The sequence below is a fragment of the Streptococcus sp. 2106 genome (genome assembly GCF_013277315.1).
In the GTDB taxonomy this organism is placed as follows: domain Bacteria; phylum Bacillota; class Bacilli; order Lactobacillales; family Streptococcaceae; genus Streptococcus; species Streptococcus pseudopneumoniae.
The window spans coordinates 1-21641 of the sequence record NZ_VMMS01000025.1 but is presented as its reverse complement, the minus strand read 5'-3'; the positions used below and the strand labels follow the sequence as shown (position 1 = coordinate 21641).

The following is a 21641-nucleotide window of genomic DNA, read 5'->3' as shown; positions in this document are numbered from 1 at the left end:
GTAAAAACTCTGGAATTCGAAAAAACGCCACATGGGCGTTTTCCTATTCTTATGGTTTAATGCGATGTAACATACGTGGGAATGGAATGGCTTCACGGATGTGTTTTGTTCCTGCTGCGAAGGTTACCATACGCTCGATACCGATACCAAATCCTCCGTGTGGAACTGTACCGTATTTACGAAGGTCAAGGTAGAATTCGTACTCTGTACGATCCATACCAAGTTCATCCATCTTAGCAACAAGGGCATCGTAGTCTTCCTCACGCATAGAACCACCGATGATTTCTCCGTAACCTTCTGGAGCAAGCAAGTCTGCACAAAGCACGCGCTCTGGATTTCCAGGAACTGGTTTCATGTAGAAGGCCTTGATAGCTGCTGGGTAGTTCATGACAAATGTTGGCACACCAAAATGGTTTGAAATCCAAGTTTCGTGTGGTGAACCAAAGTCATCTCCATGCTCAAGATGTTCGTAGTCAGCATCCTCATCATTTTCATGCTCTTGCAAGAGGTCGATGGCTTGATCGTAAGTGATGCGTTTGAAGGGCTCTGCAATGTAGCGTTTCAATAGTTCTGTATCACGTTCCAAGGTTTCCAAGGCTTGAGGCGCACGGTCAAGAACACCTTGTAGAAGAGCTTTCACATAAGCTTCTTGCAAGTCAAGCGACTCATCATGTGTCAAGTATGAGTACTCTGCATCCATCATCCAGAACTCGGTCAAGTGACGGCGCGTTTTTGATTTTTCAGCACGGAAAACTGGACCAAAGTCAAAGACACGACCAAGAGCCATAGCACCTGCTTCTAGGTAAAGCTGACCTGATTGGCTCAAGTAGGCTGGCGTTCCGAAGTAGTCCGTTTCAAAGAGTTCTGTTGAATCTTCTGCCGCATTTCCTGAAAGAATTGGGCTGTCAAATTTCATGAAACCGTTCTTGTCAAAGAACTCATAAGTTGCATGGATAATAGCGTTACGGATTTGCATCACGGCCACTTGCTTACGAGAACGGAGCCACAAGTGACGGTTGTCCATCAAAAAGTCTGTACCGTGTTCTTTTGGTGTGATTGGGTAGTCTTGAGATTCACCGATCACTTCGATGTCTGTGATGTCCAACTCATAGCCAAATTTAGAACGTTCGTCCTCTTTGACAATACCTGTCACATAAACAGACGTTTCTTGGCTCAAGCGTTTGATGACATCAAACTTCTCAAGTCCTACTTCTTCACCAAATTTTTCGACAAAGTTTGGTTTAAAAGCCACACCTTGGAAGAAGGCTGTTCCATCACGCAATTGCAAGAAGGCAATTTTCCCTTTTCCTGATTTGTTGGCAACCCAAGCGCCAATCGTCACTTCCTGACCAACATAGTCTTTTACATCAATAATCGTTACACGTTTTGTCATTATTTTTCCTTTTTCTTTTTTATTCTTTATGGCAAACCACTTCTATATTGTTCCCATCTGGGTCAATCACAAAAGCAGCGTAGTAAATCGGATGCTCACTGCGATAATCAGGAGCCCCATTGTCTCGCCCACCTGCCTCTAAACCAGCCTCATAACAAGCCTGAACTTCTTCCTTATTTTCTGCTAAAAAAGCAAAGTGAATAGGATCTTGTGTCCCCTGAGCCAGCCAAAAATCACCACCAGGATGAGGGCTGTTCGGGGCAAGAAAACTGATTAGAGAACTAGTCTTAAAAGCCAATTTATAGCCCAAAGGAGCGAGAAAACTCTTATAAAATCCTTCTGAAATTTGTAAATCCTTTACCTTAATCTCAAAATGATCAATCATTCTCACTACCCATAAATGCTTTCAAGCGTTTAACTGCTTCTTTAAGCGTGTCTAGGTCTGTCGCATAGCTGAGACGGACATTTTCTGGTGCTCCGAATCCTGCTCCTGTTACCAAGGCCACTTCGGCTTCTTCTAGGATAGCGGTTGTAAAATCTGTCACATCTGTATAGCCTTTCATCTCCATAGCTTTTTTGACATTTGGGAAGAGATAGAAAGCTCCTTGCGGTTTGAGCACTTCAAATCCTGGCACCTCAGCAAGAAGGGGATAGATGGTATTGAGACGTTCCTCAAAAGCCTGACGCATGCTTTCTACAGTATCTTGCTCACCTGATAGAGCCTCAACTGCTGCATACTGGGCTACTGCTGACGGATTCGAAGTTGTTTGACCTGCAATCTTGGACATGGCAGCAATAATGTTTGCTTCTCCAACGGCATAGCCAATCCGCCAACCTGTCATGGCATAGATTTTAGACACACCATTGATGACCACTGTTTGCTTGCGAATTGCCTCAGATAGGCTAGAAATCGGTGTGAACTCATGACCATTATAGACCAAGCGCCCATAGATATCATCTGCTAGAATGAGAATATCCTTTTCTACAGCCCAGTTTCCGATTGCCAAGAGTTCCTCACGGGTGTAAATCATACCTGTCGGATTGGATGGCGAATTCAGCACCAAAACCTTGGTCTTGTCTGTGCGAGCTGCTTCTAACTGCTCTACGGTCACCTTAAAGTGATTATCTTCCTTAGCAGGAACAAAGACTGGCACACCTTCTGCCATCTTGACCTGGTCTCCATAGCTTACCCAGTAGGGGGTTGGGATGATAACTTCATCACCTGGATTGACCACAGCCATAAAGAAGGTATAGAGAGAATATTTGGCTCCAGCAGCGACTGTCACTTGATTTGGCGCTACAGAATAGCCGTAAAAGCGTTCAAAGTAAGTATTGACCGCTGCCTTGAGCTCTGGCAGGCCTGAGGTTACTGTATAAAAAGAAGCACGCCCATCTCGAATCGATGCAATGGCGGCATCTTGGATATTTTTTGGAGTAGTGAAATCTGGCTCACCCAAGGTTAGAGACAGGATATCTCTTCCCTCAGACTTGAGTGCTTTGGCACGAGCTCCAGCAGCCAAGGTCACACTTTCTTCCATTTCTAAAACACGGTTGGATAGTTTCATAGGCCCTCCTTATTGACCAATACTCCTGTTTCAAAATCTACTAGATAAAAATCAGAGCCTGACTTGACTTCCCAGATTGGTTTGTCTTGATAACGGCCAAAGGTAATCTTGTCAATCTCGCCAGCTCCTTTTTCCTTCGAAACAGCTTCTGCTTTTTCTTGTGAAACACCTTGATTTAGCTGATAAACGTAAATCTTGTGGTCATCTTTTCCAATCAGGACAGCAAGTGCTTCTTGTTTTTTATTACGGCCAAGAACGCTATAATAGGATTCCAAGCCATTGTATAAGTCAACCTGATCAGCCTGCTCTAATCCTGCATACTGCTGAGCTAATTTTTCTCCTTCACTTTTAGCTGTTTGATAAGGTTTCATACTCAGAAACACTAGATACAGAAAGGAAGCACTGATAACCACAAACAAAATCGTCATCCCTAGACCATACTGCCACAGTAGATTATTTTTTGCTTTGTTTTGTCTTTTTTTCACTCGTCTATTTTACCATCTATTGGGCTTTATTACAAGTGAATGCAAGAACAATCGCACTTTATTTCTTCCTTCAAACAAAACCGATTTTGAAAGTGAAACAGTTCTTACTTTTTCAGTCACAAATGACTAGAGTTTCCGAAATTTTACAATTTTCAAATAAACTCTGAGCAAATTTCTTGCAAGTTCTTTTGTTTTGTTGTAATATATTTTATAACAACGAGAGAATTCTCGAAATTTTAAGAAAAAGGAGACACATCATGTCTAAAAAAGTATTATTTATCGTCGGATCACTACGTCAAGGTTCTTTCAACCACCAAATGGCGCTCGAAGCTGAGAAAGCACTTGCTGGTAAAGCGGAAGTTAGCTACCTTGATTATTCAGCCCTTCCTCTCTTCAGTCAAGATTTGGAAATTCCAACACATCCAGCTGTAGCTGCTGCTCGTGAAGCAGTTCTCGTTGCGGATGCTATCTGGATTTTCTCTCCAGTCTACAACTTCTCTATCCCTGGTACAGTGAAAAACTTGCTTGACTGGCTATCTCGTGCCCTTGACTTGTCTGATACACGTGGCGTTTCTGCCCTTCAAGACAAGTTTGTCACAGTATCATCTGTAGCCAATGCAGCGCACGATCAACTTTTCGCTATCTACAAAGACCTCTTGCCATTTATCCGTACACAAGGCGTTGGTGATTTCACTGCTGCACGTGTTAATGACTCTGCTTGGGCAGACGGAAAATTGGTTCTTGAAGAAACAGTCCTAAGCTCACTTGAAAAACAAGCGGAAGACTTGGTCAATGCTATCAAGTAACTAATATAATAAAAGCGAACAAGACTACTTTTCTGACACTCAGAAGACTAGCTTGTTCGCTTTTTTTCATTTATAAACTAAAATAGCTGATGATACATATTGCCAAATACAAAATATCTGATTTCTATACTTCCTTAACAAAAACCAATTCCTGTGGCTGGGACAGATCTTCTCGGTAGGTAAATCCTGCAAAGCTTAAGCGACGAGCTTCCTCCACCGTCTGTACTTGATTTTCTATCAGGGCTGTCAGGAAAGCACCACGCGCTTTCTTGGAAATGGTTGAGTGAATTTTCAGCTGACCGCCTCTATCCTCCATAAATTTGAAGATCACCATTTTTTCTCTGATTTCCTTAGAAAATACCGTCTCAAACTCGGACGACAAGAGGGAGAAAATCACTTCTTCCTGCTTCACAGCTTCATCATAGGCTGCCTTCCAATGACTCTTTAAAGTCTTACCAGCGACTTTTAACTTCATCAAAAAGTCCAAACGGTGAGGGGCCATAGATGACAAGGCTGGAACGACACCGTACAAAGCCGAAGTAATAAAGACATGATTTTCAAGATAGGCTTGTTCCGCCTCGGTCAACTTATCTCGCTTGATATGGCGGTACATAAGCCCATCAAAAAGTTTAAGAGCTGGGTAGTGTTGAGCAGTTTGCCTTTTCAAAGCTTGGATATTTTGACATTCTTCCGCAGCCTTCTCGGCTGATACCTTATAAAAACTCTCCAATTGACTAGCAGAATAGAGGGCCAAGGCATCCAGCACGGCCTGACTTTCTGGTATTAAAGGTGTTGCCTCGATACTCGGCAAGTCTGTGTTCATTTCTTTTGCTGTAGGGATTAAAATTTTCATATTGATAGTGTAGCATATTTTTTAGCCACAACCAAGAAATTCATCTGATACTCAATGAAAATCAAAGAGCAAACTAGGAAACTAGCCGCAGGTTGCTCAAAGCACAGCTTTGAGGTTGCAGATAAAGTTGACGTGGTTTGAAGAGATTTTCGAAGAGTATGAAAAACCTCGGTTTGACCGAGGCTTCTCTATTTATTTGGGCCATCCTAACCAGATAGCCACGAGAACAAGGGCTGCGCCAGCTAAACTTGTTAAGATAGATAAGAATTTATCTTTTTTCTCCTTGAACTGAGAAAAACCTATCTTTAAAGCGAGCAGTCCAAGTAGCATTGAAGCAACCATCAAATAAAAACCCATTTCTTTGTCCTCCATTAGTCTTAATTTATTTTATTATAACATATATTTCTTAAATAAACCTTTTTTATACTCAATGAAAATCAAAGAACAAACTAGGAAACTAGCNNGGTTTGAAGAGATTTTCGCAGAGTATTACTGTACTTTAAAGGTCTTGAGATAGCTGTCTTTTCCTACTTGACCTTCGAAGGTTCTACCATTTTCAAGGTAAGGAAGGTCATCTGATACTGAGGCCTTAACCTTGTAAATCTTGCCATCAACTTTAAAGAAGTAGACGGTGTCGCCCTTGATAACAGCTGATTTGAGGTCTGCTACTACTCCCTTGATGCTTTCTGTCGTTGCATTGTCAATTTCAAGGTCGTTTTTATTGGCATACTTGCTGAGCATCTCTTCCACTGTAGTAGCTACGATAACATTTTGGTACTCGACTGCGTCTACTAGAGCATACTCTTTGACCAAGCCAGCATTGTCCTTCAAACCCATGATGTAGAAAGGCTTGTCATTGAGGTTGATGAGGATTGGGAAGGTTGCTTTGTAGGATTTCTCCTGAACAGCACCTTCTGCTGATTCACGGGCTGATTCTTCTGTCGCAGAAGCCAAGCTATACTTAGTAATTTCTCCTGTTCGCATATTTTCAAGGATGAAACCAAGATTACTCTCATCCGCATTAGCCGACGTCACACCTGTGTAGAGATAGATGTCATTACCGATAGACAAGTAATTATAGCCATTGGTAGTCTGGGTCACGTTTTTCTTGGAAATCATGGCATTCAAGAAACCGTCCTTGTACTTGCCGTTGTAGTTGATTTGCTCAATGGTTTCCTCTGCTGGATAGATCCTATCCACCCATTCTGGAACATCTGATAAGCTGTATTCCTTGGTTTCTCCATTTGTAGCATCCAAGATAATGACTGAAGCAGGACGAGGAACTGCAAGTCCAAATTGCTTTTGGTAAACCGTTGCTACATAGAAAGGATTGCCCTCATCGTCCACCTCAAAAGATGGAGTTTTAAAGATTTTGGTCGGGTACTTCAAGCGCAGGTGACGTTTGACATCACGGTTAAAATACTCCGAGTCTGAATACTTGATTGGTGTCTTCAAGTCCACCAAATCCGCATTTCCAGTTACCATGTCCACCTTGATATACTCACCGATTCCCTTGGCTTGATTGTTAAACCATTTGATAGGGTCTGCATATTCTAGTGGTGTGACCCGATAAGGTTTCCCATCAATTGTCAATTGGGTATAGGTATCTGCCGCTACGTATTGCGACACCTTATCGGTTAGGGAACCCAAGTAGCGGTCTCCAATTTTTTCAGCAGTACTTCTATCTAGGATAGGAACCTTACTGGTGTCACTCTTAGGAAATTCAGTAAAGTCTTTTTCCGTAACCGTGACTACATTGGCATAATTTTTAGCCTGAAACATGCTGGAAGTTACCAAGGAAACCAAAGCTGCCAAGAGAAGAATTCCTCCAATCGAAGCTAACAGAATTTTCCCTAACCGATTGATTTTGAAACCCTCAAGATTTAAGGCAGCTTCCGCCTTACCGTGGCGCACATGAACCGTTTTGACCAGATTGATTCCCTTGCCAAAGCCAAATAAGATTGCTACAAGCAGCAAATGCCCACAGAGGAAAAAGAGAAATTCCCAGCTGGTCAGGTTAAGGGGCGGTAAAAAGATATACCAGGTCGTTGCGATAAAAATAAGTTCAAAGACTATTCGTTTCATTTGCTTTCCTCCTAAATGATTCGTCCTTCCAAGTGATCCAACTCATGCTGGCAAATCTGAGCTGGGAAGCCTGTCAAGGTAATGGTCTGTTCCTGCCACTTAATGTCTCGATAGGACACCGTTATGCTTTCATAACGCTTAGTTGATCTCACACCTACCAAGGACAAACAGCCTTCTTCTGCCTCATAGGATCCTTCAAAGGACAGAAGCACTGGGTTAAACATGACCACGGGAACCAAGCCAAGATTAAAGATAATCACGCGCTTTTGCACCCCAATCATATTGGCAGCTAGACCAATGCAGGTCTCACGATTTGCTAAGAGTGTATCCTGCAAATCTCTGGCAAGATAAAGGTCTTCCTGACTTGCCGGCTGAGATACCTGAGATAAAAACAAAATATCTTTTACAATTTTCTTTTCCACTTCCTCACACTCCTCTTGTTTTTTACTATATTATAACAATTATAGCACAAAAGCCGATAACTGCAAGCCCTTTCCCTCAACTGTAGCAAAAAGCCATCCGAAGATGACTTTTTTGCTACTTATACTCAATGAAAATCAAAAAGCAAACTAGGAAGCTAGCACAGGTTGCTCAAAACACTGNNTACGGCAAGGCGACGCTGACGTGGTTTGAAGAGATTTTCAAAGAGTATTAATTTCTGTATAAGTTACTTCCAAGCCACGCTTAACAGCTGGACGATTGGCAATTTTTTCTGCCCATTTTACTAGATTTTGATAACTTGAGGCATCCAAGAATTTTGCAGAACCTTGGTAAAGATTTCCTTGAACTAACTGTCCATACCAAGACCAGATAGCAATATCTGCAATCGTATAGTCATTGCCTGCAATATAAGGTTTCTGAGCCAATTCCTTATCCAATAAATCCAACTGGCGTTTCACTTCCATTGTAAAACGGTTAATAGGATATTCCAATTTTTCAGGAGCATAATTGAAGAAATGTCCAAATCCCCCACCTAGAAAAGGTGCTGCACCTGCTTGCCAGAATAGCCAATTCAAAACTTCTACCTTTTCCACAGGATTACTTGGTAAAAAGGCTCCAAATTTCTCAGCAAGGTAAAGAAGAATATGAGCAGACTCAAAGACTCTTACATCTTCAGTACCTGACTGGTCCAATAAGGCTGGAATCTTGGAATTTGGATTGAGCTTCACAAAGTCTGATCCGAATTGATCCCCATCCATGATAGCAATCTTATACAAGTCGTAAGCCGCTTCCTTAAAACCAGCTTCTAGTAATTCTTCCAATAAGATAGTAACCTTCACACCATTTGGTGTTCCCAGTGAATAAAGCTGAAAAGCTTGTTCTCCTTTTGGCAAGTTTTGTTCGAAACGGGCACCTGCTGTTTGTCTGTTTAGCCCCGTAAAAGCTCCTTGATTACTAGCTTCATCCTGCCATACGGTCGGTAATTGATATGCTGACATCCGAAACCTCCCTTAAATCGCATTCTTGTCAAAACCGAGTTTGCGTTGAATAAACTTAACGATTTCGACGATGATAATCATTGAGAAGCTTCCAGCCATAACAATTCCCCATTGTGACAAGTCTAGTTTGGTTACGTGGAAGATTCCTTCAAGCGGTTCTACAACGATTGTTGCCATGAGAAGGATAAAGGATACCAAGATGGACCAGTTAAAGGTCTTAGACTTGAATGGGCCAACTGTCAAGATGGATTGGTAGACAGACTTGACATTGTAGGCATGGAAGAGCTGAATCAAACCAAGGGTTGCAAAGGCCATCGTTAGGGCATCTGCATGAATAGCATGATTGTCACCCACATGAACTGGGTAAGCAATCGCAAGGCCATAAACACTCATAACAAGAGCTGCTTGGAGTACACCTTGATAAATGATAGAACTCAAAACACCACCTGAGAAGAAGCTTGCCTTGCGTCCACGTGGTTTATGGTTCATGACACCAGGCTCAGCAGGTTCAACACCTAGTGCAATTGCTGGGAAGGTATCCGTTACCAAGTTGATCCACAAAAGATGAACCGGCTGCAAGACATCCCAACCAAACAAGGTTGATAGGAAGATGGTTAATACTTCAGCAGTATTAGCAGAAAGTAGGTACTGAATAGTCTTTTGAATGTTTGAGAAGACCTTACGTCCTTCTTCCACTGCGACGATAATAGTCGCAAAGTTATCATCTGCAAGAATCATATCAGAAGCCCCCTTAGAAACCTCTGTACCAGTGATTCCCATACCGATACCGATATCGGCTGTTTTCAGAGCTGGCGCGTCATTGACACCGTCACCTGTCATGGCAACGACTTTACCTTGTTTTTGCCAAGCCTTGACGATACGAACCTTGTGTTCTGGAGACACACGGGCATAAACAGAGTATTGACCAACGACTTTTTCAAATTCTTCATCTGACAGTTCATTGAGTTCAGCACCAGTTAAAACGTGACCTTCTGTATCGTTTGCGTCAATGATTCCCAAACGTTTGGCAATGGCTTCCGCTGTGTCTTGGTGGTCACCTGTAATCATAATCGGACGGATTCCCGCTTCCTTAGCCACACGAACAGCCTCAGCGGCTTCAGGACGTTCAGGGTCAATCATCCCAATCAAACCAGTAAAAATTAAATCATTTTCAAGCTCTTCAGAAGTGAGATTTTCTGGAATACTATCGATAATCTTATAAGCACCTGCAAGGACACGCAAGGCTTGATGAGCCATTTCAGAATTGTTTGTATGAATGAGATTTGTAACCTTCTCATCAATCGGAGCAATATCCCCAGCCTTATCACGAAGAAGACAACGTTTTAAGAGTTGGTCTGGCGCACCCTTGACTGCTACAAGGAAACGACCATCTGGCAATGGGTGAACTGTTGACATGAGCTTACGGTCAGAGTCAAATGGCAATTCAGCTACACGAGGATATTTCTCTAAGAAACCTTTGACATCATAGCCCTTGTCCAAGGCATATTGGATAAAGGCTGTTTCGGTTGGGTCACCAATCAAGTTACCTTCCACATCGATTTTCGTATCATTGGCCAAGACAACTGAACGAAGTAGTGGCATTTCAAGACCTAGTTCAATATCATCAGCTGAGTCATGTAGAACCGCATCGTAGAAGACTTTTTCGACTGTCATCTTGTTCATAGTCAGCGTACCAGTCTTATCAGAAGCGATGATTTCAGTTGAACCAAGTGTTTCAACTGCTGGCAACTTACGAACGATGGAATGTCGTTTGGCCAAAACTTGAGTACCAAGAGAAAGAACGATGGTAACGATAGCAGGAAGTCCTTCTGGAATGGCTGCAACGGCAAGGGCAACAGAAGTCAACAACTCACCAAGTGGATTTTTCCCTTGAATGAAGACACCCACTACAAAAGTAACAAGGGCAATGACCAAGATAGCATAGGTCAAGACCTTAGAAAGGTTGTTCAAATTTTGTTTGAGTGGTGTATCAGTCTCATCCGCATCTTGAAGCATACCAGCAATATGACCAACTTCAGTGTACATACCTGTATTGACAACAACACCCATCCCACGACCATAGGTTACGTTTGAGTTTTGGAAGGCCATGTTGACACGGTCACCAATACCAGCATCTGTCGCAAGCTCGACTGACAAGTCTTTTTCGACTGGTACAGATTCACCTGTCAAGGCTGCTTCTTCAATTTTAAGAGAGTTGGCTTCTATCAAACGTAGGTCCGCTGGTACCACGTCACCTGCTTCAAGGGCAACGATATCGCCTGGTACCAATTCTTTAGAGTCAATCTCTGCCATGTGTCCATCACGAAGAACGCGGGCAACTGGACTAGACATGGATTTGAGGGCTTCAATAGCTTCTTCAGCTTTTCCTTCTTGGTAAACACCAAAGGCAGCGTTGATGATAACCACAGCTAGGATGATAATGGCATCTGCGATATCTTCCCCACCAGAAGTCACGACTGACAAGATTGCTGCCGCAACTAGGATGATAATCATCAAATCCTTAAATTGCTCGATGAATTTGACCAAGATTGATCGTTTCTCGCCTTCTTCGAGTTCATTGTGCCCAAATTCGGCAAGGCGCTTTTCCGCCTCACTTGATGACAAACCTTGCTCGGTCGCATCCACAGCCTGCAAGACCTCTTCAGGGCTCTGAGTATAAAACGCTTGGCGTTTTTGTTCTTTTGACATGTGTCTCCTCCTTGACATTGTGTGCAAAACAGACTCTCTTTCTGTCATATCTTTTCACGACAAACAAAAAGAGACCTGTTAATCATAACAAGTCTCGCTGTTTAAGATAGGGCCGGAAAGCATACTTTTCAGCATAAAATTCGGAATGACGACACTATCACAGGTTTCTGCCAGCTACTCCCTTGAGTAGTACCATTATACCAAATTTTGGGGAGTTTTCAAAGAGTAAAAACTGCCTTATTTGAATTTTTCCTTGAAAACCAGTATAATGGTAGAATGCTATGTGACTAGAAAGGAAGTTGAATGAAGCAATCTATCTCAAATCTCAAGTTAGCTGAGCGTGGAGCCATTATCAGTATTTCGACCTATTTGATCTTGTCTGCAGCCAAATTAGCAGCTGGTCATCTCCTTCATTCATCCAGTTTGGTGGCCGATGGTTTTAATAACGTATCGGACATCATTGGAAATGTGGCCCTCTTAATCGGGATTCGGATGGCGCGCCAGCCTGCAGACCGTGACCACCGTTTTGGTCATTGGAAGATTGAAGATTTGGCAAGCTTGATCACTTCTATCATCATGTTCTATGTCGGTTTCGATGTTCTAAGAGATACCATTCAAAAGATTCTCAGTCGGGAAGAAACGGTCATTGATCCTCTTGGTGCAACTCTAGGAATTATGTCTGCAGCGATTATGTTTGTGGTCTATCTCTACAATACTCGCCTCAGTAAGAAATCCAACTCCAAGGCGCTGAAGGCAGCTGCTAAGGACAATCTTTCTGACGCTGTTACCTCACTTGGAACCGCCATTGCCATCCTAGCTAGTAGTTTTAATTATCCGATTGTGGATAAACTGGTTGCTATCATCATCACTTTCTTTATCTTGAAGACTGCCTATGATATCTTCATCGAGTCTTCCTTTAGTCTTTCAGATGGCTTTGACGACCGCCTGCTCGAGGACTACCAAAAGGCTATCATGGAAATTCCCAAAATCAGCAAGGTCAAATCGCAAAGAGGTCGCACCTACGGTAGCAACATCTACCTGGATATTACACTAGAGATGAATCCTGACTTGTCTGTTTTTGAAAGCCATGAAATCGCGGATCAGGTCGAGTCTATGCTGGAGGAGCGTTTTGGCGTCTTTGATACCGATGTCCATATCGAACCAGCACCTATCCCTGAGGATGAAATTTTAGACAATGTCTATAAAAAATTGCTTATGCGTGAACAATTGATTGACCAAGGAAACCAACTAGAAGAACTCTTGACTGATGATTTTGTCTATATTCGCCAAGATGGAGAGCAGATGGATAAAGAGGCTTATAAGACCAAAAAAGAGTTAAATTCTGCTATCAAGGACATTCAAATTACTTCCATCAGTCAAAAAACCAAACTCATCTGCTATGAGTTAGATGGTATCATCCATACCAGTATCTGGCGTCGCCACGAAACCTGGCAAAATATCTTTCATCAAGAAACCAAAAAAGAATAGAGAAATCCTTTCATGAGACGGGATTTTTCTATTCTTTTATACTCAATAAAAATCAAAGTGCAAATTAGGAAGCCGGTCACAGGCTGTACTTGAGTCGGCAATGTGAAGCCGACATAGTTTGCACTTTGATTTTCGAATAGTCTTAACTATCAAATTCACTGAGATACTCATAGCGTTCGTATTTTTCAAGGAGTGCTTCATTTTTCTCATCCAATTCTTTTTGGAGAGTAGCCAGCTTACCAAAGTCAGAGCCGTTAGCCTGCATTTCCTCTTCAATAGCAGCGATACGTTTTTCCAAGGTTTCAATATCACCTTCAATACTTGCCCACTCCTGCTTTTCTTGGTAGGTCATGCGTTTCTTGTCTTCTCGAACCTTGACCACTTTTTCCTTTTCGGCCTTTTGCACTTGATTGGCCATATCTGTTTCAAAAGCTTTTTCATCAAGATAGTCGGTGTAATGACCAAAGAAAGGACGAATCTTGCCATCCTCAAAAGCGAGAATCTTGGTCGCTACCTTATCCAAGAAATAGCGGTCGTGACTAACAGTCAAAACTGGACCAGCAAAGCCTTGTAAGAAATTCTCCAAAACTGTAAGAGTAGCAATATCCAAATCATTGGTCGGCTCGTCCAAGAGAAGAACATTTGGTTTTTCCAAAAGCAGTTTGAGGAGATAAAGACGTTTTTTCTCTCCCCCAGACAATTTCTCAATCAAGGTTCCATGCGTCGAACGTGGGAAAAGGAACTGCTCCAGCAACTCTGCAATGGAAGTCGTAGAACCACCACTGGTTTTGACCTCTTCTGCCACTTCCTGCAGGTAATTGATCACTCGCTTACTTTCATCCAAGCCCTTAATTTGCTGAGAGAAATAGGCGATGCGAACAGTTTCCCCTATCACAACTTGACCTGCTGTCGGCTCAAGGCTGCCTACAATTAGATTGAGCAGGGTTGATTTCCCAACACCGTTATCCCCAACGATTCCGATGCGGTCTTTGGCTTGCACCAAGAGATTAAAATCTTGCAAAATAGGCTTGTTTTCATAGGCAAAGGAAACATCCTGAAACTCGATGACCTTTTTCCCAATCCGACTGGTTTCAAAGTTCATGGTCAAGTCTGTCTCATCAGTATTGCCTGAAACTTCCTTTTTCAGGTCGTGGAAACGATTGATACGAGCCTGCTGCTTGGTCGCACGCGCCTGCGGTTGTCTACGCATCCAGGCCAATTCCTGCTTATAGAGTTGTTCTTTTTTGTGGAGAAGAGCTGCGTCACGCTCGTCCTGTTCCGCCTTAAGGCGAACATAGTCCTGATAATTCCCTTGATACTCGGTCAATCCAGCTCGATCCAACTCGAAAATCCGAGTCGACAAAGCATCCAAGAAATAACGATCGTGAGTGATAAAGAGAACTGTCTTCTTAGAATTTTTTAAAAAGAGGGTCAGCCACTCAATAGTCGCAATATCCAGATGGTTGGTTGGCTCATCCAGCAGCAAGAGGTCGTGATTACCAAGAAGAACTTGCGCCAACTGGACCCGTCTTCTTAGACCACCTGACAATTCCCCAACAGGAGTAGATAAGTCCTGAATCCCCAGCTTGCTGAGAACAGTCTTGACCTGACTCTCGATTTCCCAAGCTTGGAGAGAGTCCATTTCAGCCATGACCCGTTCCAAACGAGCCTGCTTGTCCTCACTGTAGTTGAGCATGATCAACTCATACTCACGAATGAGCTGGATTTCCTTGAGGTCGCTGGAAAGAACCGTATCCAAGACCGTCTTGCTATCATCAAAATCAGGATCTTGAGTCAAATAACCAATCTGGTAATCATTCTTAGCCGAAAAGGGACTGACATCCCCATCAAAGCCAGAAACGCCAGAAAGAACATCTAAAAGGGTGGTCTTCCCTGTTCCATTGACACCAATCAAACCAATTCTGTCTAGGTCATGGATGATAAAGGAAATATCCTTAAAAACGGTCTTATCACCGACAGATTTACTTAGTTTTTCAACGATAAAATCACTCATTTCTTCTCCCTCAGATAAGCATGGATGGCTTGTCGGTCATTTTCCAATTCTCCATCGACAATGGCATACTCAATCTCTGTTAAAATCTCTCCCAAGTCTGGTCCCGGCTGATAACCATATTCCTTGATCAAAATGCCACCATTAATCTGAATTTCTTTCTTGTCATGAATGGTCAAACTCTGATAGGTTTCTGTTATGACTTGTGGGTTGACTGGTTTTCCCTGGGTATGACGAAGATTTTCAGCCTGTAAAAGCAACTCCAAGTCAAAGCGATAACAATCGCGCTTGCTCAATTCTCCCTTTTCACGCAAGGCCAAAATAGTCAGCAAATCCTGAACTTGCTTGGCAAACTGACGTGAGGTCTTCCAAGCTTTCAAAAATGGCTGCGCATTTTCAATCTCCAAAGCCCACAGTAGAGCCGCCCAAGCTTGCTCTGAAGATTCAAAGGTGAAATCAGTCTCTAAATCAAACAGTCTGTTAAGTTTGTCTTGGCTAGATGCCAGATCAGGGAGATAGTCATAAGCTTGACTCTCAATCATGGAAGCCAAGCCCCTTCTCCAAAATGGAGCCAGCAAGAGTTTATCAAACTCAACGAAGGTACGCTCCACAGAAATTTTCTCCAAAAGTGGCGTCAAAGTCTTCATAGCTTTAAAGGTTTCTGGCTCAAGTTCAAAGCCAAGGCTGGCCTGAAAACGGAAGCCACGCATAATTCGCAAAGCATCTTCGTTGAAACGTTCACTAGGCTCCCCAACCGCCCGCAAAACTTGCTTTTCCAAATCTTCTAAACCATGAAACAAGTCAATGATTTCGCCTGTCTCGTCCAAGGCAAAGGCATTGACTGTGAAGTCGCGACGCTTGAGGTCTTCTTCTAGCGAGCGCACAAAGGAGACTGCACTGGGTCTGCGATAGTCCACATAGACATCCTCTGTCCGAAAGGTGGTTACCTCATACTCCTCATCCCCATCTAAAACCAAGACAGTCCCATGTTCAATTCCGATATCGGCTGTTCGCGGAAAAATCTGCTTGGTCTCTTCTGGATAAGAAGACGTCGCAATATCCACATCATGGATAGGGCGATTGAGGAGGGCATCTCGAACAGAGCCCCCAACAAAATAAGCTTCAAATCCTGCTTCTTTAATTTTTTCTAATACTGGTAAAGCCTTCTGAAATTCAGAAGGCATTTGCATTAATCTCATAATAAGTGTTCTAATCCATAGACAAGCTCATGACGCTTGACAACTTCTTTAATTCCCAAATTGACTCCTGTCATGAAGGAGCTGCGATCATAGGAGTCATGACGGAGGGTCAATCCTTCTCCCTGATTGCCAAAGATGACTTCCTGATGGGCTACTAAGCCTGGCAAACGTACTGAGTGGATGCGCATGCCATCAAAGTCAGCACCACGAGCACCTGCAATCAATTCTTCCTCATCAGGCGCACCTTGCTGGGTAGACTCTCGAACTTCTGCCATCAACTCAGCTGTTTTAATAGCTGTTCCACTCGGAGCATCCTTTTTCTTGTCATGATGGAGCTCAATAATCTCCACATTTGGGAAATATTTGGCAGCCTGCTTTGCAAATTGCATAAGCAAGACAGCACCCAAGGCAAAGTTAGGAGCAATCAAACCACCCAGATCTTGAGCACGAGAAAATTCTTTTAGCTCTGCAATTTCTTCACTTGTGAAACCAGTCGTTCCAACTACTGGAGCAAAGCCATTTTCAAGAGCAAAGCGTGTATTTTCATAGGCAACAGCTGGAGTAGTAAAATCTACCCAGACATCCGCTTCAAAGCCTGCTAAATCAGCCTTATCCTTGAAAACAGGAATACCCTGCCATTCTGATTCAGACTCAAAGGGATCCAAAACTGCTACTAAGTCCAAGTCTGGATCAGCCAAGACCATCTGACAAGCAGCCTGGCCCATCTTTCCCTTAAAACCAGCAATAATTACTCGAATACTCATCTCTACTCCTATCTAAGATACAAAGGACGTTAGCTGCCCATGAAAAATAGGGAATGGCGCTGACTTTCCATGAAAGGCGAGACAGGCATCTTTTTTCAAGAGGCAGATAGTCCATGTTCAATTTCTAAGATACAAAGCCTGTAGGAACACAAAGTGAAAATAGAAGTTCTGATCAAGAAGTGTCTACTCCTTGGAAAATCTATCTTTTTCACACAGGGTTCCAGGCGTGTTCAATTATCAAGATACAAAGGACATTAGCTACCCATGAAAAATAGGGAATTGCGCTGACTTTCCACGAAAGGCAAGACAGGCATCTTTTTTCAAGAGGCAGATAGTCCGTGTTCAATTGCTATTTCTTAACTAGCCAAGAAGCGCCAACTAAATCACTGGAATATAACCTAGAGCAATGCTTCCTGCTCCTAGGTGAGTTCCAATGACACTACCAAATGTAGCAAGTGAAACATCCGAACCCAAGCCAGAATCAAGCAAGTGTTGACGCAATTCCTCAGCCTTTTCAGGAGCATTCCCATGAATGACAATGACCCGATATTGGCCTGAAGCCGTTGTTTCCTTGATAATTTCAATTAAGCGCTTGGTTGCTTTCTTTTCAGTACGAACTTTTTCGTAAACTTCAATCACACCTTGGTCGTTGAAATAAAGGATTGGCTTAATGCTTAGCAGATTGCCCAAAATGGCAGCCCCATTTGAAAGGCGCCCACCTTTTACCAAATGATCCAAATCATCTACCATGATAAAAGCTGACGTACGGCTGATTTGAATGGCTAGCTTATCCTGAATGCTGGCAAAATCATCGCCCTGGTCACGCCAATTAAAGACGCTTTCAACCATGATACCCAGAGGAGCACTTGTAATCAAAGTGTCTGGAAAAGCAATGGTTAAGCCTTCATATTCATCTATCATATACTGGATATTTTGGTAAAAACCTGAAATTCCAGAAGATAAGAAAAGCCCCAAGGCATGGGTATAGCCTTGTTCTTTTAGCGAAGTTAAGATTTCATCTAACTTGGCAATACTTGGTTGACTGGTCTTAGGCAATTCAGAAGCCTGAGCCATTTTTGGGTAAAATTCCTCAGCAGTCAGATTGATGCCTTCGATATACTCCTCACCATCAATATTGACAGGAATATCCAAGACAAATAAATCTTCTCTTTGCAAGGTCTCTGCACTGAGATAGGCAGAGGAATCTGTGATAACAGCTAGTTTCATATTAGAACTCCAAATTGATTCCTGGTAAGTCTAATGCAATTTCAGTTACTTCGTAAGTCAAACGGTTGAGCATATTCAAACATGGACGAGCCAAAGTTTCCACTTCTTCTTGGCTCAATTCACTTGGTTCATTGACAATACGGCCATCGATATGATTTACCTGTGAAATGGTTCCACTAATGACAAACTTATCAAATACAATCATAAAGGTCAAGATGACAATCAAGGAAGTCACTTGATTTTCTTGATCATGTTGGAGCAATTGGAAGTTCACATCCACCTTAGTTTCAGGAGCTCCATTTTCATTTTCCCATTCAAAATTACGCGCATCAAAATGATACTGACTAACAAATTCTTGTTCACGTTTAAGATTCATATCTTTCTCCCTCGGCTACAATATTATAAGCTATTGTACCATAATTTTTTATTTTCATCTAGTTTTCTAAGTTTTAGTCCATCCCAATTTCAGCTCGAACTACGTCTGCGATGGTATCAACATAGTAGTCAACTTCTTCTGTGGTAGGCGCTTCTGCCATAACACGCAAGAGGGGCTCTGTTCCACTTGGGCGTACTAAGATACGACCATTCCCTGCCATTTCTTCTTCCATCTTCTCGATGATAGCCTTGATAGCTGGCACTTCCATAGCCTTTTCCTTCACGGCATTTTCCACTCGGATATTGACTAATTTTTGTGGATAGATGGTTACTTCTGCTGCCAACTCTGACAAGCTCTTACCAGTTTCCTTCATGATTTTTGTCAATTGGACAGCGGATAATTGACCATCACCTGTTGTATTGTAGTCCATCAAGATAACGTGCCCAGATTGTTCACCACCGAGGTTGTAGCCTGATTTTCGCATTTCTTCAACAACGTAGCGGTCGCCAACTGCAGTGACTACCTTGTTAATACCTTCGCGATCCAAGGCCTTGTGGAAACCAAGGTTAGACATAACAGTTGTCACAATTGTATTTTGAGCCAATTGTCCTTTTTCAGAAAGGTATTTCCCAATGATGTACATAATCTTGTCACCATCGACGATGTCGCCATTTTCATCAACAGCAATCAAACGGTCACTGTCTCCATCAAAGGCCAAACCAATAGCTGAGCCGCTTTCTTTGACCACTTCTTGAAGGGTTTCTGGATGGGTTGAACCAACATTAAGGTTGATGTTAAGACCATCTGGTGTTTCCCCTATAACAGTCAACTGAGCACCAAGGTCTGCAAAGATTTGACGGGCACTTGTAGAAGCTGCACCATTAGCTGTATCCAAGGCAACCTTCATTCCTTCAAGAGGAGTTCCAGTTGAAACAAGGTAGCCTTCATACTTACGTAAGCCTTCTGGATAATCTACCAAGGTTCCTAAGCCTTCTGCACTTGGACGAGGAAGAGTGTCTTCCGCAGCATCTAGCAAGGCTTCAATTTCTGCTTCTTTTTCATCATCTAGTTTGAAGCCATCACCACCAAAGAACTTAATCCCATTATCAAGGGCTGGGTTGTGGCTAGCAGAAATCATGACACCCGCACTAGCTCCCTCAGTTTTTACCAAGTAAGCTACTGCTGGTGTTGCCAGAACACCTAGTTTGTATACGTGAATACCAACTGAAAGGAGACCTGCTACCAAGGCAGATTCTAGCATTTCCCCTGAAATACGTGTGTCACGTCCTACAAAGACTTTCGGTGCTTCCGTTTCATGTTGACTGAGAACATAGCCTCCAAAACGTCCTAGTTTAAAGGCTAATTCCGGAGTAAGTTCTACGTTAGCTTCTCCACGGACTCCATCAGTCCCAAAATATTTACCCATTTTTATAAAATCCTTTTTCTATTTTTAATTCGTTTTTGAACTAGTTGCTTTCGTTGACGAAGATGTCTCCGATGAACTACTTGTAGTTGAATTTGATGTGCTTGAACTTGGTGCTACTGGTTTTGTCGTCACCTTCATTGTTGTATCAAATGGAGTGATAACTACTGGTAATACAACACCATTACGGTCGATTGCCTGCAAAGGTACTGAACCACTGTAATTACCTGTTATGCGTTCGCTGGTTGGTAAAAGCGCAATAATTCGATCGATTTTAGCTAATGTTTCTTGGTCAGTTGTGACAGAAACCCTTTCATTTGACACGGTTACACTATCAATTTGTAGCTTAGGGTCAATCTGGCTTTGGTCAACTTGTGGCACAACAATCATTCCATCTCGCTTAACCTTCTTACCAACTTTCACTGTAATCTTTTGAGGCGTTGCCACAGCAGTCATCCCACTTGGAAGATTTTCAATATTCAAGGGAACCTCAATCGTTCCAACACTGGCATCCGTCAAATCAGCAGTTACTTTAAACTTACGAGTGCTCTCCTGCATTTCGCTGGCCAAGGTCACACGATTGGCACCTGTCAGCACAACTGAAACCTCTGATGCAAATCCGCTAATGAAATACTGGTCATCATCATAGTGAATATCGATAGGAACGTTCGTTATCGTATTGGTATAGGTTTCTGATTTGACCTGCCTTGCGGTATTGCTATTTTGAAAGTTGGTTGACGTTGCATAGATGAATAAGACACAAGCAAAAAAGAGAGATGAAATGATATATAGACTATTTTTTCTCATATTTCCAACCTCCTAGCAAACGGTCCTTGAAACTGGCTTTTTCCTCAACAGCTGGCAAAAGAATTCTTCTTAGCTCTGCTTCAAATTCTTCAATCGTCAAATCATGCTTGAAGACTCCATTGTAGGTAATAGAAATACCACCTGTTTCCTCCGAGACGATAAAGGTCAAGGCATCAGACACTTCTGATAAGCCAATAGCCGCCCGGTGTCTGGTCCCAAATTCCTTGGAAATCCCTGTACTTTCTGTCAAGGGCAAATAGGCCGAAGTCACCGCAATTCGATTTTCTCTGATAATCACAGCACCATCATGTAGAGGAGTATTGGGGATAAAGATATTAATGAGGAGTTCAGCTGAAATATTGGCATCCAAGGGAATCCCTGTCGCAATGTATTCTTGCAAGGTGCGGACGCGCTGAATAGCAACCAGAGCACCAATCTTACGAGGACTCATATATTCAACAGACTTAACAAAGGAACGAATCATCTGTTCCTCAGCACTAATTGGGGCATTGGAAAAGAAATCTGTCGCTCGTCCCAGACGCTCCAAACCAGTCCGAATTTCTGGTGAAAATATCACAACGGCTGCAATCACCCCATAAGTAATAATTTGATTGATTAACCAAGAAATCGTAGTCAAGCCAATCATATTTGCAAGGATTTGAGCTAAAATAAACACCAAAACTCCACGTACCAAAATCATAATCTTGGTTCCTGCAATAGCTTTTGTAAAATGATATAAAATATAAGCAACAATCAAAATATCAATCAGATTGATAGCTATCGCCCATGGACTAGAAAACAAGCTAGTCCAATATTGCAGGTTGGATAATTGTTGAAAGTTCATCTGCTGTCTCCTCTCTGTCCAAACACGTTCCTCTCTATTATACCATTTTTCTGGCATTTTTTTCCCTATCCTACTTCATTTTAAATTAAAGAAAAAATATGATAAAATAAACTGATACTCAATGAAAATCAAAGAGCAAACTAGGAAGCTAGCCGCAGGTTGCTCAA

20 protein-coding genes are annotated in these 21641 nt (G+C 42.5%); 2 read left to right on the top strand and 18 right to left on the bottom strand.

Annotated features, from left to right (window positions below; genetic code table 11):
• Positions 1-49: 49 nt before the first annotated feature.
• From asnS to HT723_RS03165, 4 genes are read right to left on the bottom strand one after another with little or no spacing between them, the layout of a single operon-like run.
• Entirely contained in the window at positions 50-1396 is a 1347-nt protein-coding gene (asnS, locus tag HT723_RS03180; RefSeq protein WP_172934638.1) for an asparagine--tRNA ligase, read from the bottom strand.
• A gap of 16 nt (positions 1397-1412) precedes the next feature.
• Entirely contained in the window at positions 1413-1778 is a 366-nt protein-coding gene (locus tag HT723_RS03175) for a VOC family protein (RefSeq protein ID WP_000565214.1), read from the bottom strand.
• On the bottom strand, positions 1771-2958 hold the full coding sequence (locus HT723_RS03170; RefSeq protein ID WP_000777796.1) for a pyridoxal phosphate-dependent aminotransferase: 1188 nt from the start codon (positions 2956-2958) through the stop codon (positions 1771-1773). The genes HT723_RS03175 and HT723_RS03170 overlap by 8 nt, the downstream gene beginning before the upstream one ends.
• Positions 2955-3443, bottom strand: a complete 489-nt coding sequence (locus tag HT723_RS03165) for a DUF5590 domain-containing protein (RefSeq protein WP_000747244.1) — start codon at positions 3441-3443, stop codon at positions 2955-2957. Before HT723_RS03165 ends, HT723_RS03170 begins: the two co-directional genes overlap by 4 nt.
• A 257-nt stretch (positions 3444-3700) precedes the next feature.
• On the opposite strand from HT723_RS03165, the gene HT723_RS03160 reads away from it, so the two are divergent.
• Positions 3701-4249: an NADPH-dependent FMN reductase gene (locus HT723_RS03160; RefSeq protein ID WP_172934618.1), complete on the top strand. Its 549-nt coding sequence runs from the start codon at positions 3701-3703 to the stop codon at positions 4247-4249.
• Between the two features lie 124 nt (positions 4250-4373).
• Here HT723_RS03160 and yaaA read toward each other — a convergent pair whose 3' ends face one another.
• The 6 genes from yaaA to HT723_RS03130 form a co-directional block, all read right to left on the bottom strand.
• A complete protein-coding gene (yaaA, locus tag HT723_RS03155) occupies positions 4374-5102 on the bottom strand; it encodes a peroxide stress protein YaaA (protein ID WP_023933180.1) in 729 nt (242 codons plus the stop codon).
• 192 nt (positions 5103-5294) lie between these two features.
• Positions 5295-5459 carry a YczI family protein gene (locus HT723_RS03150; protein WP_050136214.1) on the bottom strand — a complete coding sequence of 55 codons (165 nt, stop codon included), beginning with the start codon at positions 5457-5459 and terminating at the stop codon, positions 5295-5297.
• A 132-nt stretch (positions 5460-5591) separates the two neighbouring features.
• Positions 5592-7187, bottom strand: a complete 1596-nt coding sequence (locus tag HT723_RS03145) for a hypothetical protein (protein WP_119948177.1) — start codon at positions 7185-7187, stop codon at positions 5592-5594.
• Positions 7188-7198: 11 nt separating this feature from the next.
• Positions 7199-7609, bottom strand: a complete 411-nt coding sequence (locus HT723_RS03140; RefSeq protein WP_050207907.1) for a peptide deformylase — start codon at positions 7607-7609, stop codon at positions 7199-7201.
• Positions 7610-7828: 219 nt separating this feature from the next.
• Positions 7829-8626 (bottom strand): glutathione-dependent disulfide-bond oxidoreductase, encoded by a 798-nt coding sequence (gene yghU / locus HT723_RS03135; RefSeq protein WP_172934616.1) that lies wholly within the window; start codon positions 8624-8626, stop codon positions 7829-7831.
• 12 nt (positions 8627-8638) lie between these two features.
• Positions 8639-11335 (bottom strand): cation-translocating P-type ATPase, encoded by a 2697-nt coding sequence (locus HT723_RS03130; protein WP_000032458.1) that lies wholly within the window; start codon positions 11333-11335, stop codon positions 8639-8641.
• Positions 11336-11638: 303 nt separating this feature from the next.
• Between HT723_RS03130 and mntE the strand changes: the two genes are divergently transcribed.
• Positions 11639-12823 (top strand): CDF family manganese efflux transporter MntE, encoded by a 1185-nt coding sequence (gene mntE / locus HT723_RS03125; RefSeq protein ID WP_172934615.1) that lies wholly within the window; start codon positions 11639-11641, stop codon positions 12821-12823.
• A 142-nt stretch (positions 12824-12965) separates the two neighbouring features.
• On the opposite strand, the gene HT723_RS03120 is transcribed toward mntE, so the two are convergent.
• From HT723_RS03120 to cdaA, 8 genes are all read right to left on the bottom strand, one after another.
• Positions 12966-14837, bottom strand: coding sequence for an ABC-F family ATP-binding cassette domain-containing protein (locus tag HT723_RS03120; RefSeq protein WP_172934613.1), 1872 nt, complete (start codon positions 14835-14837; stop codon positions 12966-12968).
• A complete protein-coding gene (locus HT723_RS03115) occupies positions 14834-16033 on the bottom strand; it encodes a CCA tRNA nucleotidyltransferase (protein WP_345890227.1) in 1200 nt (399 codons plus the stop codon). Before HT723_RS03115 ends, HT723_RS03120 begins: the two co-directional genes overlap by 4 nt.
• A complete protein-coding gene (gene dapB / locus HT723_RS03110; RefSeq protein ID WP_172934611.1) occupies positions 16030-16797 on the bottom strand; it encodes a 4-hydroxy-tetrahydrodipicolinate reductase in 768 nt (255 codons plus the stop codon). The genes HT723_RS03115 and dapB overlap by 4 nt, the downstream gene beginning before the upstream one ends.
• A gap of 378 nt (positions 16798-17175) precedes the next feature.
• The gene (locus tag HT723_RS03105) at positions 17176-18024 is read right to left on the bottom strand and encodes a DegV family protein (RefSeq protein ID WP_172934609.1); all 849 of its coding nucleotides are present in this window, start codon (positions 18022-18024) and stop codon (positions 17176-17178) included.
• Between the two features lies 1 nt (position 18025).
• Positions 18026-18400, bottom strand: coding sequence for a DUF1149 family protein (locus tag HT723_RS03100; protein ID WP_001050087.1), 375 nt, complete (start codon positions 18398-18400; stop codon positions 18026-18028).
• Positions 18401-18473: 73 nt separating this feature from the next.
• Positions 18474-19826: a phosphoglucosamine mutase gene (gene glmM, locus HT723_RS03095; RefSeq protein ID WP_172934607.1), complete on the bottom strand. Its 1353-nt coding sequence runs from the start codon at positions 19824-19826 to the stop codon at positions 18474-18476.
• 24 nt (positions 19827-19850) lie between these two features.
• On the bottom strand, positions 19851-20630 hold the full coding sequence (locus HT723_RS03090; RefSeq protein WP_172934606.1) for a CdaR family protein: 780 nt from the start codon (positions 20628-20630) through the stop codon (positions 19851-19853).
• The gene (gene cdaA / locus HT723_RS03085) at positions 20617-21474 is read right to left on the bottom strand and encodes a diadenylate cyclase CdaA (RefSeq protein ID WP_205403118.1); all 858 of its coding nucleotides are present in this window, start codon (positions 21472-21474) and stop codon (positions 20617-20619) included. The genes HT723_RS03090 and cdaA overlap by 14 nt, the downstream gene beginning before the upstream one ends.
• Positions 21475-21641 lie beyond the last annotated feature (167 nt).